The sequence below is a fragment of the Pseudoalteromonas sp. Angola-7 genome, assembly GCF_028599255.1.
In the GTDB taxonomy this organism is placed as follows: Bacteria; Pseudomonadota; Gammaproteobacteria; order Enterobacterales; family Alteromonadaceae; genus Pseudoalteromonas; species Pseudoalteromonas atlantica.
In genome coordinates this window covers 42969-65543 of sequence record NZ_JAQREL010000015.1, presented here as the reverse complement: position 1 = coordinate 65543, position 22575 = coordinate 42969, and the positions used below count along the sequence as shown (strand labels likewise).

Genomic DNA, 22575 nt, shown 5'->3' with positions numbered 1-22575 from the left:
GAACATTAAACAAGTTAACAAAATCATACAACTGTTCACATAGCCTCAAAGGATTCTAAATTTTAGGCAAAAAAAAGCCAGCTCAATGTGGGCTGGCAAAACTGCTTAAAACAACAATAAATTGTCGCAGGGAAATAACAGGAGTGAGTGGTCATAATAATCAAGTTAATCTGAACATTTACTTAATTATTCAAAATAGATTTCAATAAGTTATAAAGTAAAGGTGCATTGGGCTTAGTAATGCACCTTTATAAACAACTTTAATTTCATGGTGAAGGGGGGTATTCCAATGTGCGCTTAATTAAAAGCCACTTTCAAACCCTTCACATACCATTACGCGTTATCTATTTAATCCGATCACACTAATTGTGGAGTTTAAACTGTATTCATTAAACCAATGGTTTCAATCGATTTAATTCAAGTTAATACGCTGGCGAATGTAATATTAGGGGTCTATATTGTTTGAGCAGTAAATAAAAATTATGCACAAAATTAATAAACCTTAGCGTGTTACTTTAAATGTAAGCGCTGGGGCTTGAGTAAAATAGTTAAACTCTTCATTTAAAGTAAGGAGCTGAAAATGAGCAGCACTAAATCGGGCCAATGTCCCGTAATGCACGGTAGTAACTCAGTTATTTCTAAAGTAAACACAGATTGGTGGCCAAATACTCTAAATTTAGACATTCTTCATCAGCACGACACAAAATCAAACCCCTACGGCACAGACTTTGACTACGCCGAAGCATTCAAATCTCTCGATTTAGACGCAGTAAAAGCAGACCTAAAAGCCTTTATGACCGATAGCCAAGATTGGTGGCCTGCCGATTGGGGCCATTACGGCGGCTTAATGATCCGCATGGCATGGCACTCTGCGGGTACGTACCGATTATCAGACGGCCGTGGTGGCGCAAGCACCGGCAACCAGCGTTTTTCGCCGCTAAATTCGTGGCCAGACAACGCAAGCCTAGACAAAGCGCGCCGCCTATTGTGGCCAATCAAGAAAAAATACGGTAACAAATTATCGTGGGCCGACCTATTTATTTTAGCCGGTAACATGGCATACGAATCAATGGGCCTAAAAATTTATGGCTTTGCGGGCGGCCGTGAAGACATTTGGCATCCAGAAAAAGACATTTACTGGGGCGCAGAAAAAGAATGGCTAGCACCGAGTGATGAGCGTTACGACAACGTAGAAAAACCCGACACCATGGAAAACCCATTAGCTGCGGTACAAATGGGCTTAATTTACGTAAACCCAGAAGGCGTTAATGGGATACCCGATCCGCAAAAAACCGCGCAGCACGTACGTGAAACATTTGCTCGCATGGCAATGAACGACGAAGAAACCGCAGCGCTCACTGTAGGTGGTCACACGGTAGGTAAAACCCACGGTAACGGTAAAGCTGAGCACTTAGGCCCAGAGCCAGAAGCGGCCGACGTACACGAGCAAGGCCTAGGCTGGAACAGCACTAAAGAAGGCGGCTTTGGTCGCAATACTGTAACGTCGGGTCTAGAAGGCGCGTGGACTACCCACCCAACAAAATGGGACAACGGCTACTGCCACTTACTATTAAACTACGAGTGGGAACTAACTAAAAGCCCAGCAGGCGCGCACCAATGGGAGCCTGTAAATATTAAAGAAGAAGACAAGCCGGTAGATGTAGAAGACCCATCAATTCGTTTAAACCCAATGATGACCGACGCCGATATGGCCATGAAGGTAGACCCAATCTACCGTAAAATTATTGAACGTTTTAACAACGACTTTGAGTATTTTTCTGATGTGTTTGCCCGCGCCTGGTTTAAACTTACGCACCGCGACTTAGGTCCTAAAGCGTGTTACTTAGGTAAAGACGTACCAAGCGAAGACCTAATTTGGCAAGACCCAATTCCGGCTGTTGACTACACTCTGTCTGATGATGAAATTAGCGAGCTAAAAGCACAAATTCTTGATTGTGGCGTAAGCGCAACTGATTTAATTACTACAGCGTGGGATAGCGCACGTACGTACCGTGGCTCAGACCGCCGTGGTGGTGCAAATGGCGCGCGTATTCGCTTAGCTCCGCAAAAAGATTGGCAAGGTAATGAGCCAGAGCGCCTAGCAAGCGTACTTAGCGCCCTTGAAAAATTTAAAGCAGGTTTAGCTAAGCCTATCAGTATTGCCGATTTAATAGTATTAGGTGGCACAGCTGCTGTAGAGCAAGCTGCAAAACAAGCTGGTGTTAATGTAACAGTACCGTTTGCGCCAGGGCGCGGCGATGCAACCGACGAAATGACCGATGCCGAGTCGTTCGAACCGTTAGAGCCAGTACACGACGGCTTTAGAAACTACCTTAAAGGCGACTTTAGCGTATCGCCAGAAGAGCTACTTTTAGAGCGTAGCCAGTTAATGGGCCTAACAGCACCAGAAATGACCGTACTGTTTGGCGGAATGCGCGTGTTAGGCACAAACTACGCAGGCAGCAAACACGGCGTATTTACCGACAATGTAGGTGCGCTTTCTACCGACTTTTTTGTAAACTTAACCGACATGGCCAATAACTGGAAACCGTCTGAGCCAGGTGTTTACAACATTGTTGAACGTAAAACAGGCACCATAAAATGGACTGCAACACGTATAGATTTAGTGTTTGGTTCAAACTCTATATTACGTGCACTAAGCGAATTTTATGCACAAGACGACAACAATGAACGTTTTGTACATGACTTCGTAAATGCATGGGTAAAAGTAATGAACGCCGACAGATTTGATCTTAAATAAATCAAAATTATAGGCACGAAGGGGAGCAACATAGCTCCCTTTTTTATTATCTAAATTTTAGTTCGTGGCCTGTAGGCACAGAGCTTAGCTTCGGCGTTAGTTTGTCTTGTAGACGTAGAGCTTGCTCACGTTAGAAGCGTAGCTTCTCATGGTTTTAGCAAAGGGGCTTACACTTAGGTAAAAGCGCTGCTTTTAAACGCCAGCAAGCTGTGCGTCTACAGAGCAAGGTTTAGCTCCGGCGTTAATTTGACTTGTAGACGTAGAGCTTGCTCACGTTAGAAGCGTAGCTTCTCATGGCTTTGGCAAAGGGGTTTACACTTAGGTTAGGTAAAAGCGCTGCTTTTAAAACGCCAGCAAGCTGCGCGTCTACAGACTAGGGCTAAGCTCCGGCGTTGGTACACGATGCTTGTTCACGAAAAATAAAAATAATACCCTCAACCCCCGCCGTTCAAATATATACAATCCCAAAAAGGGTATTGTTCAATCTTTTGCACAATCCCAGCTCTTAATGGGTTTGCAACAATATAACGAGCCTGAATTATTAAATCTCTTTCATTGCGGATTTGATGATCAAAATAATTTTGTTGCCAAATTGGACCTTTATCACCACTAAGCGCATTAATCTTCACGGTTGTTAAGCTTTTAAACTGCCTAACTACCTCAGATAGTGAGAGCGCCTTAACTTGAAAAAGCCAATGAAGGTGATCTGGCATTACGGTATAGCAAATAGTATTAACATTTTTTTGCATATAAAAGATCGCGCGAGCGGCTATACAGGCATTCTCAAAGTTTTCAAATAAATCGGCTCTTTGCACGCAGCATATGGTGACTGAATAATATTTATTTGCAGACGAGCAGCGACCTTTTAATAGTTTTGTTGAAGAAACCATGAGAGCCATTTCTTAATATATTTTAATAAATATAGGAAAACCTGTTTATTACACAAGGCAAGTTTTTAAAACAGTAGTTAATCTGACTTGTAGACGTTGAGCTTGCTCACTTTAGAAGCGTAGCTTCTCATGGCTTTAGCGAAGGGGTTTAACATCAGGGTAAAGCGTTGCTTTTAAACGCCAGCAAGCTGTGCGTCTACAAGGTAGAGGTTAGCTCCGGCGTTAGTTTGACTTGTAGACGTTGAGCTTGCTCACGTTAGAAACGTAGCTTCTCATGGCCTTAGCAAAGGTGGTTACACTTATGTAAAAGCGCTGCTTTTAAACGCCAACAAGCTGCGCGTCTACAGGATTGGGCTTAGCTCTGGCGTTAATTTGACTTGTAGACGTTGAGCTTGCTCACGTTAGAAGCGCAGCTTCTCATGGCTTTAGCAAAGGTTGTTACACTTAGGTAAAAGCGTTGCTTTTAAGACGCCAGCAAGCTGCGCGTCTACAGAGCTAGGTTTAGCTCCGGCGTTATTAGTTTAACTTTTAGACGTTGAGCCTGCTCACGTTAGAAGCGTAGCTTCTCATGGCCTTAGCAAAGGAGTTTACGCTAGGGTAAAAGCGTTGCTTTTAAACGCCAGCAAGCTGCGCTTCTACAGAGTAGGGTTTAGCTCCGGAGTTAGTTTGTCTTGTAGACGTTGAGCTTGCTCACGTTAGAAGCGCAGCTTCTCATGGTTTTAGCCAAGGGTTTACACTTAGGTAAAAGCGTTGCTTTTAAACGCCAGCAAGCTGCGCGTCTACAAGGAAGAGGTTAGACTCGGCGTTAATTTGTCTTGTAGATACCATCTCTCATTTTAAGTTCCAAGAAAGTTAAATACGACCTTGAAGCTTAAAATGAGATATACAAGACGTAGAGCTTGCTCACGTTAGAAGCGTAGCTTCTCATGGTTTTAGCCGAGGGGTTTACACTTAGGTAAAAGCGCTGCTTTTAAAACGCCAGCAAGCTGCGCGTCTACAGAGCAGAGCTTAGCTTCTTATGGCTAAAACAATGCGCACCCACCTATTCAAACACCCACAAAAAAGGCGCTAAACAGCACCTTTTTAAAATGATTTAGGCTCTATTTTTAGTTTTTGAAACCTAAAAGCTTAAACCTTAAACCTAAAACAGACGCGATATAAAATCGCTGCTACAACTTAAGCGATTTTTTTCTCTTCTATGCTTGCTAGGTATTCGTCAAACGTACCCTGAAAATCAATGACCTGCTTGTCTTTAATATCAATAATACGTGTTGCCAAAGATGATACAAACTCGCGGTCGTGGCTTACAAAAATAAGCGTACCCGCAAAGTCTTTAAGTGCATTGTTTAGCGCTTCAATGGCTTCCATATCCATGTGGTTGGTTGGCTCGTCCATTACAAGTACGTTTACGTCTTGCATCATTAGCTTACCAAACAACAAACGGTTTTTTTCACCACCAGAACAGTTACGCGCTTTTTTGTTTGAATCGTCGGCGGTAAACAACAAACGCCCTAACATGCCGCGAACCATTAAATCGTTATGCTTGGCTGTACGCCATTGCGACATCCAATCAAATAACGTTAAATCGTTATCAAAATCTTTTGTGCTGTCTTGCGGGCAGTAGCCAAAGGTCGCATTTTCAGACCACTTAATTTCGCCTTCATTACTTTTAAGCTCGTTTACTAAACAGCGTAAAAAGGTGGTTTTACCCACACCGTTTTCGCCAATAACCGCAAGCTTAGCGCCTGCTTCTAGTAAAAAGTCGCCGCCGCTAAATAATGTTTCACCATCAAAACCGTGGCCAAGTTTATTAACTTCAAGCGCTTGGCGGTACATTTTTTTGCCTTCGTCAAAACTTAATGATGGGCTCATACGGCTTGACGCTTTTACTTCATCAAGCTTAATTTTATCCATTTTTTTAGCACGCGAGCTGGCTTGTTTAGCCTTAGACGCGTTAGCACCAAAACGGTTAACAAAGTCTTGAAGCTCGTCAATCTCAGCGCTTTTTTTAGCGTTTTCGGCTAATAATTGCTCGCGCTGTAAGCCAGCCGCTTCTAAAAACTTTTCGTAGTTACCTGGGTAAATACGCAGCTCACCGTAATCAATGTCGGCCATGTGAGTACATACCGAGTTTAAAAAGTGGCGGTCATGGGAAATAATAATCATGGTGCATTTACGTTTATTAAGCTCATTAGCAAGCCACGTAATGGTATGAATATCCAAGTTATTGGTTGGCTCATCGAGTAGCAGTATGTCTGGGTTTGCAAACAGCGCCTGCGCTAAAAGCACACGTAATTTCCAACCTGGGGCAACGTTTGCCATTAACCCATAATGAAACTCTTTATCTATACCCGCTTCTAATAGTATTTCTTCAGCGCGGCTTTCGGCTGTGTAACCGTCCATTTCGGCAAAAACGCTTTCAAGGTCGGCCACTTTCATGCCGTCTTCTTCGCTCATTTCGGGTAATGAGTAAATACGGTCGCGCTCTTGCTTTACTTTCCAAAGCTCTACGTCGCCCATAATTACGGCATCTACAACGCTGTATTGTTCAAACGCAAACTGGTCTTGGCTTAGGTTACCTACTTTTAGCCCTGGCGTAATCGACACATTACCCGCACTTGGCACAAGCGCACCGCTTAAAATTTTCATGAAGGTCGACTTACCACAGCCGTTAGCGCCAATTAAACCGTAACGGTTACCGTTACCAAATTTAGCTGAAATGTTTTCAAATAACGGCTCTGCGCCAAACTGCATCGTAATATTTGCGGTGGAGATCAAAAAGTTAGTCCTAGAATGAGTACTGACAGGGGCCAACTGCAGCAAAACGCCACAAACAAGACCAAGCAATAGGGTAAATTAGCTGGCGAATTATACAGATCCCCCCATGGTAATGAAAGGTAAAAGATACATACCTAAAATGGCAGCACGTTGGGTTATGAATCTATATAAGTGTAAAGCCGCGGGTTAATAGGGTTTGTAAATGCGCTCTATGGCCGCTTTATTATTTTTAATAAGGCGATTAATTACTGCTACTTCGTCAACCGTGACCGACTGTTTACTCATCATAAAATGTACGCCATTAACATTAATAGCTGGCGCCGTTTTTACCGGCAAAATGGTGCTGTAGCGCTTAGCAAAATATTCTGCGACAACAGAGTCGTCAATCACGTAATCAACTCGCTTTTTGTTAAGCATACCAAAGCGCGTATTTGCATCTGCGGTCAGTACTATTTGGTTGGGGTAGTGTTTTCTTATTTTTTCAAACTCAGCGCCAAAAAAGCTGCCTCTGTTAACGCCAACAATAAAGCCACGTTTAAAAAGCGCCGCCAAATTAATTACATCTTTAGCGTTCTCATGCTTATAAAGCAGCATAACTTCATCGCGATAAACATCAGTAAAATAAGAGTACTCGGCGCGCTCTTTTGTATAACTTGCCGCAAAGGTAATATCAATATGGCCTGTTTTTAGCTCTTGCTGAACCCGCGATAAGCTCGGAAAATAAACCCACTCAATACAAAAAGGCGAATTTTTAAAAACAGCGTTAACCGTATCTACCTCTGCGCCTACAAAGGCATTGCCTTGTTTAATTAAATAGGGCGCCCAGTTGGTTTCGTTGGTGCCCATTTTTAGCGTTTTAGTGCATGCCAGCACATTAAATTGCGCAACCAAAAATATAAACGCTAACAGAAACATCTTCATAAAACGTCCTTTTATACCAATCCGCATAATTAAGTGATCTATTTTGAGGATGGATAAACGTGTTGATAGCAAGGCAAAAAATTCGCTATTTAGTTGTTCTAAATGAGAATTTTTTAACGCAGATAGCGACACATTTAGCCCCTGAAAATGATTAAGTATTAATGTGGGTTGGTATTATTACTTAAATAACGCCTTAAGCGCCGCTTTATTTTTTACAATATGCGCATTAATAGTGTTAACTTCTTCTAAAGAAATCGTTTTTTTGCTCATCATAAAATGCACATTATTTACGTTAATAGGCGCTACTTGCTCAACGGGTAAAATAGCCGTGTATTTGTTAGCAAAATGGTGCGCCACTAACGAATCGTCTACTACAAAATCTACCCGCTTTTTATTTAATAAAGCAAAGCGTTTATCGGCATCGCTAGTAAGTACTATTTGCTTGTTATATTTATCGCTTAACGTTTTAAACGTGTGCCCTAAAAAGCTGCCGCGATTAACGCCGGCTGTTAAGCCTTTTTTAAATAACTGCTCTAACGAACTAATATTTGCCGAGCCAGCATGTTTATACAACAACATTACTTCTTCGCGATAAGGCAAACTAAAGTGGGCGTAAGCTTGGCGCTCACGGGTTTTACTTGCTGCAAACATTAAATCTACACGGCCGTGTTTTAGCTCTTCTAAGGCGCGTAAGGAGTTAGGTAATAACGTAAAATTTATACAAAAAGGGGAGTCTTTAAAAATGGTTTTAATTATATCTATTTCAACCCCCGTTAACGTATTGTTTTTTAGTACCACATACGGCGGCCAGTAGCGCTCGTTGGTGCCTACATTAATGGTTTTATCGCATGCTTGGGCTTTAGCGCTAAATAACCCCAAACACGTTACCCACATCAATAAAAACACACGCGTACAGCTTAAAACATTCATTCAAACAGCGCCTTAAGTGCCGCTTTATTTTTAGCTATATGCGCGTTAATAATTTTAACCTCATCAGGCGTAACTGTTCTTTTGCTCAGCATTAAGTGTATTTGGTCTTTATTAATAGCGGGTATAGTTGGCGCTTTCATTAAGCTGTTACCACGCTTACTTAAATAATTGCCTACTAGCTCGTCTTCTATTGCGTAATCTATACGCTGCTTATTAAGCATTTCAAAGCGCTTACTGGTTGCGCTGGTGTATTCTATTTGTTTTTTATGGCTTTTTTTATACTGCTCAAACTCTTCGCCATAATAACTACCAAAGTTAGCGCCTATGGTTAAACCTTGGTTAAAAATATCAGCCAAGTTTTTAACCGTATGCTGATTTTTTTTGTTTTCGTATAAACGCATTACCTCGGTGCGGTAGGCCTTTGTATAATGAGCATATTTAGCGCGCTCACTGGTGTAACTTGCTGCCCAGCCTATGTCTATTCGGCCATGGCGCAGCTCGGTAAAAGCCCGTTTAGAATTAGGCAGCATTTTTATTTCAAAACAAAAAGGCGAGTCTTTAAAAATAATAGTTAACGCATCCACCTCTTTACCCTGTAACTGGCCGCTAATGCCCATTACATACGGCGGCCAAAAAGCATCATGTGCGCCAACGCTAAGCGTTCTTTCGCAGGCAAACACACCCCAAGAGGTACTAAACAACACACACAATAGTAAGGTTATTAATTTATTCATTAAGTCTCTGAGGTAAGCTTTTTTGTACGTTATTAAAACAGTATAACCTAGCAAAATAATATAATGGTGAAGGAATCATTAAAGTTGTAAAAAAATGTATCTAAAAAGGAGAGGGTAAAGGCTTTAAGGAGATAATTATTGCTAAATTCAATACAAACAGCGTATTAAGCTAAAAAAACCTACTTATAAGTTCTTTAATTTATCGGCTTGTTCCTGTAGATTAAACAAACATGAATGCAGCATTAACGTTGCAAACTCGCAAAAGCCAAGGAGCGGTATAAGCAGTGCCCAATACCACATTAAATTATTATAACCAAAATGCACAATCCTTTAGCGACTCAACACTTAATGTTGATATGTCTGCGCTTTACCGTGAGTTTTTACCTTATGTTGTCCAAAATGGCTATGTGCTCGATGCAGGTTGTGGCTCAGCTCGCGATGCCGCCTATTTTAAAAGCCAAGGCTTTAGTGTGTCGGCTTTTGATGCGAGCCCTGCACTTGCAGAGCTTGCAAGCAGTTACTTACAACAACCAGTAGAGGTTAAAACCTTTCAAGAGCTTGAGTGTGTTAATAAATACGACGGTATTTGGTGCTGCGCCAGTTTGTTACATGTGCCAAAGGCCGAGTTACCGCAGGTGTTTATAAACCTGCAAAATGCGCTTAAACCCAATGGCGTTTTATATGTATCGTTTAAATATGGCACGCAAGAGCGTGTACATAATGGCCGTGAATTTACCGATTTAACCGAGCAGTTATTAAGTAGTTTGCTAAATCAACACACGCAATTAAGTATAGTTAAGCACTGGCAAAGTGTTGATCAGCGCCCAGGGCGCGAAAGCGAAGTGTGGCTAAATGCCATAATAAAGGCTGCACCCATTTTATGATCAGCGCAATGCAGCAACAGCTCGACTTTATAGCATACATACAACGTATGCTGGTTGAGGGCGATTTTAGCGCTACCTACAAGTTTGCACTTTTACACGCCATTGCCGATGTATGCGTAGAGCATCCGCTGTTATCTGAGCAAAGTGAATTAGTAATAGAGCTACCAACACTTGCCGATAAACTCATTACTTTATACTGGCACCATGCAATGCCGTTTTCGTCAGAGCACACCGGCGAAAGCGCTTTACTTAAGCAAAATACAGGCGCGCAATCAAAAGTAATTAGCGTATTGTTTGAATGCCAACAAAACAACATACGTAACTTTCGCCAGCTTAAGCAAAGCCCGTTTTATAAGCCCACGTTTAATGCTGCTATGGCAACACTAAAATCAGGGCCGCTTTGGCGCTTACAAATTCTAGCCAAACAAGAAGAATGCTTTTTATACCCACATACAAACAGCACTCAATTTATTACGTTAAATGCAGGCATTGCTAGCTGCTTTAGACGCTTTTACGACCTAGTAGTGTACTTGGCTAAAAATGCATGGCTTCAAAAAATTCAAAGCATAAAGCACAACCAAGCCCTTATTGGCCCGCAAAGTCAGCTGCAAGAGTTTTTATTTGGGGTAGACCGTAATGCACTTACCAAGGCAAAGCCTGTTTTAGTAGAGCTGCAATCAAACACCTGTTTTTATTGCCAAAAGCCAATGAAAAACGATGTTGAGGTTGATCACTTTATACCGTTTGCCCGCTATGCAAACGATCTTGGCCATAATTTTGTGGCCGCGCATCGCACATGTAATAACAACAAACGCGACTTTTTAGCCGCACAGCAGCACCGTGAACGCTGGCAAAACCAAAATTTGGTCGTTAATAGCCAAACTATTAGTAATGAGCTAAGTGCCTATTTTCATTGCGATGCCGATAAATCTCTCGCTGTAAGCAATTGGGCTTACCAAGTAGCGCAAGCAAACAGCGCTAAATTATGGATTGCCAATAAAGACCATTTCGAACAAGCAAAACCAACCGCAGAATTGTTTACGTTTCCAAATGCACCACAGCCTGAGCTAAATCAAGTTGCTGAACCTGCCATTAGTTTAAAATCAGTTGATGAAGCATTAAAGCTACCGTACTTCCCTAATATTAAAATAGCCTGTGGGCATTTTAAAACTGGCGATAGCAGCGATGTTGAATATTTAGATGCGCCACTTGGCGCGGGCAAGCTTGATCCAAACGTGCATTTTTTAGCACGTGCATCGGGCAACTCTATGAATGGCGGTAAACACCCAATACTTGATGGCGACTTATTGTTACTTGAGCTTATAACTTCCGATAGAGCCGGATCGCTTCGCGGCCAAATAGTCGCGATAGAGCGAGATGAAATAGGCGGAGATGGCCAGTATTTACTGCGCAAAGTTAATAAATTACCTAATGGGCAATATGAGCTAATTGCTCAAAACCCCGATTACGAAGTAATGATTGCTGATGAAAGCATGCGAACGTTCGCACGCTTTAAACAAGTGGTTTTGTAGTCGCGATTTTATATCGCGTTTTAACGTGTAGACGCGCAGCTTGCTGGCGTTAAAAGCGCTATTTTGCGTGAGAGCTTTAGGGATCTAATAACCTCTATTCGAGGTTTTATCGCGTTGGCGATGGCAACCAAAGGGCGGTTGCCGCCGACTGCCCTTTGGAATCCCCCGGCGCACCCGAGGATCACACTGTATCTTCAACTTACGTTAGTGATGTGAACGTAACCAGTGTAGATCGGCCATCCATGGCCGAGCTACGCTTTGTACAGCATCCATGCTGTAAATTACTCATCATTAACTAAGTTTCAGGTGTGATCACGGGGAATTGGAGTATGTTGGTAGGTTGGTGTTTATGGCTCAGGTATCGAGTTACTTCACCAAATAAAATTTATTGAGAGTAAATCATTTAGCTGATATCTCTCTATGAGAGCAAACCATGATTTATGAAAAAGAGACCTTAAGATGCCGAAAAAAAATTGCTCAGTACACTTTTTACCTGCGGGCCAAGGCGATTGCTTTGTTATACAATTTCAAGACGAAAAATTTAATTATCATAATATTTTAATTGATGGTGGGAATCGGACAGCTCTTGATTTTAAAAAACAAAAAAAACAACTTTTGAAAATAATTGACTCTGGTAATCGTGGGAAGTTCGATCTTGTTATAGTTACTCACAGTGATGATGACCATATTAAAGGTATATTAAACCTAATTGCTGACGAGGAACTAGAGCAGTATGTTGAACAATATTGGTTTAACTCTGAAAGGTCGATAGCAAAGTTATTAGGTCATAATTATGAACATACACAGAAATACTCTGTAGTTAAAAATAACAAAGGGGCTGTTAAGTCTTCTCGGCAACAAGATAACGATTTATATTCTATTTTGCAGCTTAGTCCGAAATGGGATGAAAAAGTTATTACGGATAAGACCATATTAGATATAAGTGGGTTAAAAATAACGGTCCTATCACCTTCCCTAGCGAAGCTTGAAGCACTAAACAATTATTGGCCATCACAACCTTTAAAAAAAACGGGTGCAGTAAAGTCGTCTGGCAAGGAAAAATGTGATTACGAGCTAAGTTTTTCGGAGCTAAGGCGGCGCTTGGTGCATTTTGAACAAGATGCTAGTCCGGTTAATGGTGCAAGTATTGCTATTCTTGCTGAGTTCAGTGATTTTAAATGGCTCTTCTTATCCGACTCACACCCTGATGTAGTTGTCGAAAACCTGAAAAAACTAAATTTTTCAGAAAGCAACAAGGTTGTAGTTGATGCTTTAAAGATCTCTCATCATGGTAGTAAAAAGAATACAAATGACTCTCTATTAGAAATGATCGATTGCCAAAACTTCGTAATTTCTGCCAATGGCAATAAAAAACATTACCACCCGAATAAGGAGACTTTAGTTAGAGTTTTAGAGCACTTTGACATTGAAGCAACAAGTTTTCATTTCGTAATTAAAAATAGTGAAATAGAAAAAATATTTTACAAAAACCCTAACATAAAGACTTATTATCCAAAAATAAAAGAAGAAGGTATTGTATTTAATTATGAATGTTGATATTGCAGAGCAACTCTCAGTTACTATTCACTGCGGTGATAAGAACAGCAGTGGAACTATATATGTTAATGAGGGAACAGCCTACATATTAACAGCTAAACACAGTATTTGCCCAAAAGTCATTAATGAATGTGAAGTTATTAAAAGAGAATGTAATACATGTGAATTAAAAAACTCTTATGCAGCTAAGGTAACAAAAATCTCAATAGGTAGAGTTGGCCCTGATAACCTTACAATAAAACCTAAAAAGGTTGTGGCTCATAATAATAAAGATTTAGCTCTTTTAGTTTTTAAAGATAAAGATATTCCTTCAGTCGTTAATTTACCGAATATCAAAATTTCTAGTCTTGATGATATAAATAGTAAAGATAAATTTGTCACGTGTGGCTATCCAAATGTTGCCGGAAATGAGGAGCCGCAGCCTATTCATTATTCAGATATGTCGAGGCTAGGGCTTGGTATCAATTTCCAAGTAGAGGGGAATGTTATTTCAAATTTGGAATCAGCAAAGGATAATTTATCTGCAAACTCTGGGGCTGGGCTAATAAAAAAACATGACTCTAAAAACTTGCTCGTGGGTATATACACTAAGACTGGTGATATTAGTGCATCCTTTGGGGAATATATCGACCATTCAGTTAATGACTTACTTAAACTTTCCAACCTTCCTTTGCTGGCTTTTGAAAGCGAGGTAAATGAAATAAGTACTTTAATTAAAAATGACTTTTTAAAGTGCTTTACAAAACTTGAACATGGACTGATTTTAGGTGAAAAGAGAAAGTTAAATCTCTTTACAGTTAAACTAAACGGTAAAAATTGTGATTACGAAAACCTTAAAGAAAGGTTAAATGAATGTATCAGGTTATTCTCTCTACCTAGGAAGATAATTAAACAATATGAGGAACAAAACAAAAATAAAAAGGCCGTTAAAGAAGGTGATAAGTTGTTTTTAGCCTTGGAAAGTGATCATAAGGTGGCAGAACTATTATTGCAGGGTTTTTTAGAGTCTCACTTAAACGCACCAAAGCTTTATTCATTTAATAGTGACCAAAATAAACCAATGCAAAGTGTCCATATTAAATTTATTGATACTAAGTCCTGTGAGCTAGTCTACTCGGCAGCGAAAATGGGAAAGTGCTTACAGTCGACTTTATACGATAGTTTAAATGAGCTTCTTCAGGCAATACCGAATTTAGACGGAGTAGGGTCATTGCTTAGTAATCACCTATTCGATTTGACTTTTGATAGTAATGATCAATCTATATTAGAGAGTATTCTTTTACCAGAGGAGGATGATAAACCTAATAATTTAAATAACTCTTTTTCTCTTTTAATAGGTTTTGACTTTAAATGCAGTGACTCTATTCGATATAAAAATAACATTGAATATAGTTCACTATTTCAAGGTGAAGTAATTGAGGCGATGAGAACTGTTTTGGTTAATATTAAAAAATTGCTAGATGCTTTTAATGTTGTTGATGCTGAGTTGAACTGTTACGTTGTCCCATTTTCAGATACTAAAGAGTTTTGCCAATCTTTTTTAGAGGAGCTATAAAATGGAACGTTTAGGTAACTCACTCGCTAAAAGTGTTCTTGAAAGTAATTACTTTAAAAAATTATTTGTTAAGGCTCATCGTTGCTATTCAATATTAATATTTGATGGAATAAAAGAATACGAATTAACAACTAAAGAGGAAAATGATCTTATTAGGTTTATCGATTTGTTGGCTAATTCAGCATTACCTTCTGCACGAGCAAAAGCCTATCATTTAATAAGCTTGTTGGATCCCTTTATTACAGACAAAGATAAATTCAAAGTAATATCAGCATCAGTCTATTCAAAAATGGGCTTATTTGCCTTGAACTATGACTCAAATTGCCTACCCACAGAGCGACGTTTGGAAAGCAACTTCAAAAAATATCTACATACGACTGCTTGTGGTAAATACCATTTTACTGATTCACAATTTAGCATATATTCTGAGATGGAGATTGCACCATGCTATAGCTTTTCTGGACCTACATCTTTAGGGAAGTCATTTATAATTAAAAGGTTTGTCGAATCAGAAGTTATTAAAGAAAAGTCAAACCTTGTTATTATTGTCCCTAGTCGAGCACTAATTTCTCAATTTCAAGTTGAGTTGAATAATGAGTGCGGTGAAAAACTAAAGAGCAATAATTATCATGTAGTAGCAAATGTAAATGGAAGCGAAGATATAAATAAAAGGTATATATTTATATTAACGCCGGAACGATTATTAAACCTTCATAATAGCAAAATAAATATAGATATTGGTTTTCTTTTTGTAGATGAGGCACACAAGCTTTCAGAGGATGGAGAAGATGCAGAGCGCAGTATTACAGAATACAGCGCTATCGATTTAACAATTAAAAAATATCCTGATTTAAAAGTGTATTTTTCATCACCTAATATAACCAATCCTGAAGTTTTTCTTAAGTTATTTAATAAGAATGTTAAGTATTCAAAATCAATTCAAGAATCTCCCGTAGCACAAAACTTATATGTTGTAGATGTAAATAATAAAATAATAAAAAGCTACGTAGATAAAGATGAACTAAGTATTGATTCATTAATTATGAATAAAGTCCAAAGTGTTGATGATTTTATTTTTGAAATTGGAAATAAACAACACTCTAATATGATCTACTGTTCTAGCCGAGACAAATCAATTGTTAATGCCTATTCATTTTCAGAAAGAATAAATAAAGAAAAAATAACGGAACCACTTGCTGATGCAATAAAAAAAATATCATCTTATATACACAAATCTTACTATTTGGTTGAGTGCCTTAAAAAAGGTGTTGCATACCACCATGGACAGTTGCCACTTATCGTGAGAAATATAATCGAAGAGCTGTTCCGAAATGGCAATATTGATTTCATTTTTTGTACACCTACATTAATTGAAGGTATTAATATGCCAACAAAAAATATATTTATAAATTGTGAAGATAAAATAAGGTTAACTAAAGATAAGAAAAGAAATGCAAACAAAACTTTAACATTTTGGAACTTGGCTGGTCGCGCCGGGAGATATCGAAAAGAGCTTTCAGGGAATATTTTTTGTTTACCTTCAGAAGCAAAAAGTTGGGACTCAAAAGTAATATTCAAAACGAAACAAATTAAATTAACCCCGACAATAGATCTTAAATTAAACTCTAAATCAAGTGTCTTGGAGATAGAGGAAGCCTTAAAAAATAGTAAAAAAGGCGATGTAAATATTAGTAAGACAATCGAATATTTAGCTAATATTATTTGTATTGATACATTACGTTTTCCAAATAGCTTTGAAAATAGTTTCATATTGAAAAAATTTATAGAAAAACATTTAGAGGAGATTTTAGATTTAGCTAAAAATAGAAGTGAAATAGTCCGAGATATTTCTTTTGATATCATAAACTCATACAAATCGCTAAATTTCGAAATACAAAGAAAGGTATATGACTTTGTAAGTAATGATCCTCTACAAAATGTATTACCAGATTTTACTTACGATAGTTGCTTAATCACGTTAAAGAAGTTACACAAGCTATATAATTGGGAAAACACTGAAAAAATCACACCTGCTCAGATTAATTTTTATGCTTTTTTAATGAATAACTGGATTAGTGGTAAATCAATAAGTGAAATGATTGGAAAAGCCATTGAGTATCATAAAGACAATGAAGTTGAGTTGTATATGGATTATGGAAAAAAGAAACCAGTATTCAATGGTAGTAAAGAGCATATTAATCATGTTATTGATAATCTTCTCGATAATATTGAAAGAAAACTAAGATATACTTTTGAAAGATATTTTAACCACTACCATAAAGTTCTTATTACTTTTTTAGGAGAGGAAAAAGCAGGTCAGAACTGGGCTGGGTTTTTAGAGTATGGCAGTAAGCACCCTTTAGTGATTGCTATGCAAAACTTAGGTATATCTCGTTATACAGCACTAAAAATATTTAACGATAAAGAGTTAAAAAAGCACTTAATAATTGACGGGAAAAGTAAGGAGCTAATAGGTTTTGATAAACCAAAACTTTTGAGTGAATTTAAGATAAACACGATTGAATACGATGAAATATCCATGATCTCATAATCACCCAGCCGCTAACTTCCCTGCCTCGTGCCACATTTCACTTGGCATGAAGGAGCGGATAGGGTCAAATCTTGACTTCACACATTAAGAGTGTTCGATGCCTGCTCAAGGCACGGTTTAGAATTTCGGCAAAGACTGAAAAGCGAACTATGGTAGTTCGAAACCTTGCAAGATATGCTACCTTTTAGAGTATCACTAATAAAGTGTTATTTGTTTTGACATGGAAAAGGAGAATTTAATGGCTAGACATCGTGTTGGAAATTCATATTTATCAGATGAAGAGCTCTCTGAGCATCAATCAGAAAATTGGAAAGTATGGATATTTGTCATTGCTGCATTGTGTACTGGGTTTGTTGTAGCAAATATTACAGATGGAAAAATTGACCTAAAATTAATGAGATTTTCCATAATTATTGGCTCTGCTGTTTTAGTAGGTGTTATAGCTGCAAAATTAAGTGAAATTATTCGCTGGGCAGTGTATTTATCTATCGTGCTTGGAATAACATTTTTTGCAGGCTCACTTATTTGGTCGTCGCTGTGATACATATAGCAACCACTGAAGTCGGACTCCCGGAAAAGTGTGTCTGTCGCTTATTGAAGGGTTACTAAAGTCTGCTATCGGCACATAGCAGTTAAGGATGATCAAGCTTAAAATCCATCACCCAACTGCCAATTTCCCAGCCTCATGCCACATTTCACTTGGCATGGGGCTTGTTAATTCCCACGTTATATTCATAGGCTGGCTACCGTTGTGGCTTTGGTATTTTACCTCGCCGTAGTTTACAAACCCCATAGTTCGGCCGTTTTCGTCTTTGCCTTGTTCGCGTACAAATAACAGGATGTTTTTGCCTGTTTGTTGGTGTTGTAAGTAACTAAGGCCGCGGCCGTGTTCTGGGCGGGCGCTGTTTTGCGTTTGCCAATGAAACAAAGTAGGGCTGATTGCGTAGTCGTGATAAAGCGTGGTTGGCGAGTAGGTTTTTTCGCACTTATTAAGTGTTACAAATAGCAGCTCTAGGTTTTGGTTTTTAAATTCTAAAACGCCTTCGCGGGCGGTCGATTTTATATCAAACGAGTGTGCCCCAAACGCGGCGAGTATTTGTTGGCGGGTGTAGCGGCTGTGTAATTTTATTGCATGATTAGGTAAGCACGCTAAATCGCTTTCTTGCTGGTGAATGCGGTTTATTAATAGCGTAATTACTTGTGTAAGCTCGTGCTGTAGCTCTTTGTGTTTAAGTGCTTGTAAGCTTTGTTCGAGTGATTTGAATCCTAAACTTGTGCCTGTACTATCCCAAAAGTTGTAATGCGCCATAAGTGCGTACTGTTTGTTTTGCGCTGTTGGCGTAAAGCTAAAATCGTTATTACATAAATCACGTAAAAAGCATAGATAACTGAGCGAGTCGCAGCCGAGTAATTGGGTGTTTATGGCGCGGTAATATGCGGCGTAAATGTCGGTTTGCTCTGCGAGTATTTCATCGCCTTTTAACCAGTGCCAGCCACCGAGCTTTTTATTTTTGGGTTTGTATATATCTTCTAGTGTGACTTGTGGGTTTATGCGTAAAAAATTACTGAGCGTTAGCGCATCATTGGTGTGTTGCGAATAGGTATTTATAAGCTGCTGTAAACGGCGTTTAGAGTTTATGGCTTGCTGAATGTTTTTTAATATTGTTTGTTGTGTGCGCTTTTGTAGCTCAATACGACAACCCAATGGTAAATGTGGGAAGTTGTTTTCAATCTCAGTTTTTATTGGTTGGTTGCTTTTACCAATTAGCGCGCGGAATTTACTGGCAAAGTCGTATTCTGGGCGAGCATTACCTACAAAGTCGAGCACGGTACAGCATTGCTTTTGGCTGTTGTCGGGTAGGCGAAAACCACGGCCGAGTTGCTGTAAAAACAGCGTTAGGCTTTCAGTTGGGCGTAAAAATAGTAAGGTATCGACCTCTGGGATATCGACTCCTTCGTTAAAAATATCAACCACACAAAGTATTTGTATTTCGCCTTGGCGCAGTGCTTGTTGTTTGGTCGCGCGCTCATTAGTGTTTTTGCTGGTGAGTACATCGGCGTTTATGCCTGCTAAATTAAAGTTAGAGGCCATAAACTCCGCGTGTTTTTGGCTTACGCAAAATGCCAACGCTTTAATGTTGTGAACATTAGTCACTATATCAGCAAGGCTGGATATAATTTTGTTAGCGCGGCTGTTTTCCCCTGTATAAAGGTTACTTAGCTCGGTTATATCGTAACGGCCGCCGCGCCATGTTATTTGACTTAGGTCGGTACCGTCATCTAATCCAAAGTATTGAAATGGACATAAATGGCGTTGATTTATTGCCTCTGGCAAGCGGATTTCAGCGGCTATTACACCGCAAAAGTCATCGAGTATATTTGCGCCATCATGTCGCTCTGGTGTGGCAGTTAAGCCAAGTAATATTGTGGGCGTAAAGTGATTTAATATAGCGCGATAACTGGCTGCGCTTACGTGGTGTACTTCGTCTATTACTATGTAGTCGTAGTAATCATGCGTTAAATTGAGCGATTCAATTTGGCTGTTTAATGTTTGTATTGACGCAAAAAGTTGGCTGTAACGCTGCGGTTTGTAGTTACCTACCCACAGCTCACCAAAGTCGTTATTTTTAAGCACGCCGCGATAAGCGCTTTGCGCTTGTTTTAGTATTTCTTCTCGGTGGGCTACAAACAAAAAGTGTGCGTTTGGGTTTTTATCGTAAACGGTTTTAAAGTCGAACGCCGATATAATGGTTTTACCTGTGCCCGTTGCAGCAACCACTAGGTTTTTAAAACGATTATGCACGCCACGTTCAACGCTTAGCTTTTCTAAAATAGCGAGCTGGTGTGTTTTTGGTGTTATATCAAAATAAAACTGGCTGCTTGATTGCCCAACACCGCGTTGCTCATTAAGAGAGTTTATTAGCTTTTCTTTACATTCAGCTTTGCCAGTAAACAACTCGAAATCTGGCGATTGCCAGTAGGTTTCAAACGTGCTTTTGGTTTTGGCTATTATGTGTGGGATTTCTTGCGCGGTAATTTTTAAGTTCCACTCAAGGCCGCTGGTAAGCGCTGAATGCGATAAATTAGACGAGCCAATATAACCTGTATGAAAACCCGTATTGCGCATAAATAAGTAAGATTTAGCGTGTAGGCGCTCTTGCTGGTTATTGTAACTTAGCTTTACTTCGGTATTTGGTAGGTTTGCCAAAAACTCAACCGCTTTGGCATCCGTTGCGCCCATGTATGAAGTAGTAATTACTTTGAGTTTATTACCGCTTTTGGTAAAGGCTTCAAGCTCATTTTTAAATATGCGCAGCCCCGTCCATTTGATAAATGAGACAAGCCAGTAAATAGTGTCGGACGATTTAATCTCGCGCTTTAGCTCAGTTTCGAGCGATATACCTGCATTAGCACCGCTAAATAATTCACTTTGTGTAAGCCCTGTAAGTGGAAATATATCGCTTGAGTAATCTTTAAGGTTGGCCGCAATAGGGTTTTGGGTATTAAACAGTGCGGTAAGTATTCGGCCTTGGCTGTCGATAAGGTTTTCGTTGATCAGTTCATCATCTCGAATATGATCTTTAAGCCAAAGGACAAGGCTATTAGCTAGGCTAATTTGCTCCTGCAAACGCTCTTTAGAGTTGGGAATAGCATTTATGGCATGTTCAACAAGTTTACCCAAAAAGCGTGAAAGCCATGTTGCGGCCTCTGCCGATTCTAGTTGGCGTTCGCCCACATAAAATTGGTCACGGTTTAAGTTTTGCTCAATTACTTGTGTAATTAACTGCTCGTAAATACCAATTTGCTGCATTAAAACCACTCCCTGTTTGCGTGCAGTTAGTTTACTTAAAAGTGCATTGTAAACAAGCATTAACTCATTATTGAATTGAAGGCTGATGCTTAGGCCACTCCCCCGTGATCACACCCGAAATTGAATTAGTGATGAGTAATAGCAGTGCATGGGTGCGCGTTAAGTGATGCTTACACACGGACGTGTTTCATCGCGTTTACGTTCATATCATTAATTTAAATTGAGGAGATAGTGTGATCCTCGGGGCGCCGAGAGATTCCAAAGAGAAGTCGGCGGTTACTTCTCTTTGGTTGCCATCGCCAACGCGATATTTATGAACTGTTTGTATTATTTCAAAAGCTCTGCTTTTAGCGCGAGCAAGCTTCGCGCTTACGCCGAGTTTTAACAGAACACTTTGATATAACCTGTTGACGCGCAACTTGTTGGCGTTTTAAAAGCAGGGCTTTTACGGTGTTAATTTATTAAGTAATGAGAAGCTACGCTTCTAACGTGAGCAAGCTCTACGTCTACAGGTGTTTAGGTGAAATTTGTTGAATAGATTGTACGGAGTTTGAATAATGCGACATGTACCTGTTTTTAAGGTATAACGTAAACATTGTGATTATAGGAACCCATCATGGATGATTTATTAAACCAAGGTTTAAGCCTTTTAGTTATTGTAGGTAGTGTTTATTCCTTATTAGGCGTTTTGTTTCTCAAAATATGGCTTCATCAAAAAAATGCCAAACTACCTGTAGATCGTAAAAAGCTTAAACGTGTTGCTGCTCAAACTCTTCAAGAGCAAGTGAATGACAAGATTGTTGATGTTATTGGCCTAATATTTTTGGCTGCACTCATCGTTATAATGCCTTTTGCAATTAAAGGGATTGCTGAAATGCTTGCTAGCGGCAAGTTTAATTGCTTTTTAATTATTATGATCTTGCTAGGTTTAGCTTATGTAGCAAGAAAGCTTTGGGCTAAATCAAATCACTTAATAAAGTTAAAGCTTGGGCGTGATGCCGAACTTGCTGTTGCCTCTGAACTTATAGAGTTACAGTCTCACGGATACCAAGTATTTCATGATATACAAGCTGATGGTTTTAACATTGATCATTTAGTAGTAGGGCCAAATGGTATTTTTGCTATTGAAACCAAGGGCAGGCACAAGCGAATAAAGGACGATACAAATTACAAAGTTAAATTTGAGAATAATCATTTAGCATTTCCCTCTTGGTTTGAAAGTAAGCCGCTAGAACAAGCCCAAAAGCAGGCTAATTGGGTGAACAAATGGCTACAAGAGGCAACGGGTTTTAACACTCAAGTTTTCCCTGTTTTGTGCTTTCCTGGTTGGTTTGTCGAATTAAAACAGCGCCCACTCTTTCCAATTGTTTCGCATAAACAAATAGTGAAAACGATTCTTTCGATGCGACAAGTAAATTTAAACCAAGAGCAGCAACGTGCGATTTGTTATCAAGTAGTTCAGCGTTCACTGCGTGAAAGTAAAGCAATTTAAAAGCCTAGCTTTTTTAGCGTCAGCAAGCTTAACGCCTACGGTGGGAATAGGTTAAAGGCGCTAGGGGTTAGTCTGAATTTATAGCCCGTTGCTCGCGGCTCGTTACCCATAGCTTACTGTCTTCTCATTTACCCTCATTCACTTCTCTTTGTGCATATATGGTTTTAAGTGATTTATTC

The 22575-nt window shown here is 39.4% G+C and carries 14 protein-coding genes; 8 read left to right on the top strand and 6 right to left on the bottom strand.

What is annotated here, in order from left to right; translation table 11 throughout:
• Positions 1–580: 580 nt before the first annotated feature.
• Entirely contained in the window at positions 581–2761 is a 2181-nt protein-coding gene (gene katG / locus PSH50_RS17170) for a catalase/peroxidase HPI (protein WP_273609875.1), read from the top strand.
• Between the two features lie 434 nt (positions 2762–3195).
• Here katG and PSH50_RS17165 read toward each other — a convergent pair whose 3' ends face one another.
• The 5 genes from PSH50_RS17165 to PSH50_RS17145 all read right to left on the bottom strand — a co-directional run bounded on the left by PSH50_RS17165 (position 3196) and on the right by PSH50_RS17145 (position 9014).
• A complete protein-coding gene (locus tag PSH50_RS17165) occupies positions 3196–3651 on the bottom strand; it encodes a transposase (RefSeq protein ID WP_095206753.1) in 456 nt (151 codons plus the stop codon).
• Between the two features lie 1176 nt (positions 3652–4827).
• Positions 4828–6429, bottom strand: a complete 1602-nt coding sequence (locus PSH50_RS17160) for an ABC-F family ATPase (RefSeq protein ID WP_083901829.1) — start codon at positions 6427–6429, stop codon at positions 4828–4830.
• A 186-nt stretch (positions 6430–6615) separates the two neighbouring features.
• Positions 6616–7350, bottom strand: coding sequence for an ABC transporter substrate-binding protein (locus tag PSH50_RS17155; RefSeq protein WP_273609874.1), 735 nt, complete (start codon positions 7348–7350; stop codon positions 6616–6618).
• Between the two features lie 177 nt (positions 7351–7527).
• Positions 7528–8280 carry an ABC transporter substrate-binding protein gene (locus PSH50_RS17150; RefSeq protein ID WP_273609873.1) on the bottom strand — a complete coding sequence of 251 codons (753 nt, stop codon included), beginning with the start codon at positions 8278–8280 and terminating at the stop codon, positions 7528–7530.
• On the bottom strand, positions 8277–9014 hold the full coding sequence (locus PSH50_RS17145) for an ABC transporter substrate-binding protein (RefSeq protein ID WP_273609872.1): 738 nt from the start codon (positions 9012–9014) through the stop codon (positions 8277–8279). Before PSH50_RS17145 ends, PSH50_RS17150 begins: the two co-directional genes overlap by 4 nt.
• A gap of 284 nt (positions 9015–9298) precedes the next feature.
• Between PSH50_RS17145 and PSH50_RS17140 the strand changes: the two genes are divergently transcribed.
• The 6 genes from PSH50_RS17140 (at position 9299) to PSH50_RS17115 (ending at position 17634) form a co-directional block, all read left to right on the top strand.
• Positions 9299–9898: a bifunctional 2-polyprenyl-6-hydroxyphenol methylase/3-demethylubiquinol 3-O-methyltransferase UbiG gene (locus PSH50_RS17140; protein ID WP_273609871.1), complete on the top strand. Its 600-nt coding sequence runs from the start codon at positions 9299–9301 to the stop codon at positions 9896–9898.
• Positions 9895–11430: a S24 family peptidase gene (locus PSH50_RS17135; protein ID WP_273609870.1), complete on the top strand. Its 1536-nt coding sequence runs from the start codon at positions 9895–9897 to the stop codon at positions 11428–11430. The genes PSH50_RS17140 and PSH50_RS17135 overlap by 4 nt, the downstream gene beginning before the upstream one ends.
• Positions 11431–11889: 459 nt before the next feature.
• Entirely contained in the window at positions 11890–12987 is a 1098-nt protein-coding gene (locus PSH50_RS17130; protein ID WP_273609869.1) for a ComEC/Rec2 family competence protein, read from the top strand.
• On the top strand, positions 12977–14542 hold the full coding sequence (locus PSH50_RS17125) for a Hachiman antiphage defense system protein HamA (RefSeq protein WP_273609868.1): 1566 nt from the start codon (positions 12977–12979) through the stop codon (positions 14540–14542). The genes PSH50_RS17130 and PSH50_RS17125 overlap by 11 nt, the downstream gene beginning before the upstream one ends.
• 1 nt (position 14543) lies before the next feature.
• A complete protein-coding gene (locus PSH50_RS17120) occupies positions 14544–17093 on the top strand; it encodes a DEAD/DEAH box helicase (protein WP_273609867.1) in 2550 nt (849 codons plus the stop codon).
• A 238-nt stretch (positions 17094–17331) separates the two neighbouring features.
• The gene (locus tag PSH50_RS17115; protein WP_182736617.1) at positions 17332–17634 is read left to right on the top strand and encodes a hypothetical protein; all 303 of its coding nucleotides are present in this window, start codon (positions 17332–17334) and stop codon (positions 17632–17634) included.
• Between the two features lie 117 nt (positions 17635–17751).
• Here PSH50_RS17115 and PSH50_RS17110 read toward each other — a convergent pair whose 3' ends face one another.
• Entirely contained in the window at positions 17752–20904 is a 3153-nt protein-coding gene (locus PSH50_RS17110) for a DUF3427 domain-containing protein (protein ID WP_273609866.1), read from the bottom strand.
• A gap of 616 nt (positions 20905–21520) precedes the next feature.
• Here PSH50_RS17110 and PSH50_RS17105 point away from each other — a divergent pair.
• Complete coding sequence (locus tag PSH50_RS17105) at positions 21521–22396, top strand: nuclease-related domain-containing protein (protein WP_273609865.1); 876 nt, start codon at positions 21521–21523, stop codon at positions 22394–22396.
• The last annotated feature ends 179 nt before the right edge of the window (positions 22397–22575 follow it).

Excerpts from the sequence above, each read along its gene's own strand:
- katG (WP_273609875.1), top strand. The coding sequence starts at position 581 with ATGAGCAGCACTAAATCGGGCCAATGTCCCGTAATGCACGGTAGTAAC.
- PSH50_RS17165 (WP_095206753.1), bottom strand. The coding sequence starts at position 3,651 with ATGGTTTCTTCAACAAAACTATTAAAAGGTCGCTGCTCGTCTGCAAAT.
- PSH50_RS17155 (WP_273609874.1), bottom strand. The coding sequence starts at position 7,350 with ATGAAGATGTTTCTGTTAGCGTTTATATTTTTGGTTGCGCAATTTAAT.
- PSH50_RS17150 (WP_273609873.1), bottom strand. The coding sequence starts at position 8,280 with ATGAATGTTTTAAGCTGTACGCGTGTGTTTTTATTGATGTGGGTAACG.
- PSH50_RS17145 (WP_273609872.1), bottom strand. The coding sequence starts at position 9,014 with ATGAATAAATTAATAACCTTACTATTGTGTGTGTTGTTTAGTACCTCT.
- PSH50_RS17135 (WP_273609870.1), top strand. The coding sequence starts at position 9,895 with ATGATCAGCGCAATGCAGCAACAGCTCGACTTTATAGCATACATACAA.
- PSH50_RS17130 (WP_273609869.1), top strand. The coding sequence starts at position 11,890 with ATGCCGAAAAAAAATTGCTCAGTACACTTTTTACCTGCGGGCCAAGGC.
- PSH50_RS17125 (WP_273609868.1), top strand. The coding sequence starts at position 12,977 with ATGAATGTTGATATTGCAGAGCAACTCTCAGTTACTATTCACTGCGGT.
- PSH50_RS17120 (WP_273609867.1), top strand. The coding sequence starts at position 14,544 with ATGGAACGTTTAGGTAACTCACTCGCTAAAAGTGTTCTTGAAAGTAAT.
- PSH50_RS17115 (WP_182736617.1), top strand. The coding sequence starts at position 17,332 with ATGGCTAGACATCGTGTTGGAAATTCATATTTATCAGATGAAGAGCTC.
- PSH50_RS17110 (WP_273609866.1), bottom strand. The coding sequence starts at position 20,904 with ATGCAGCAAATTGGTATTTACGAGCAGTTAATTACACAAGTAATTGAG.
- PSH50_RS17105 (WP_273609865.1), top strand. The coding sequence starts at position 21,521 with ATGGATGATTTATTAAACCAAGGTTTAAGCCTTTTAGTTATTGTAGGT.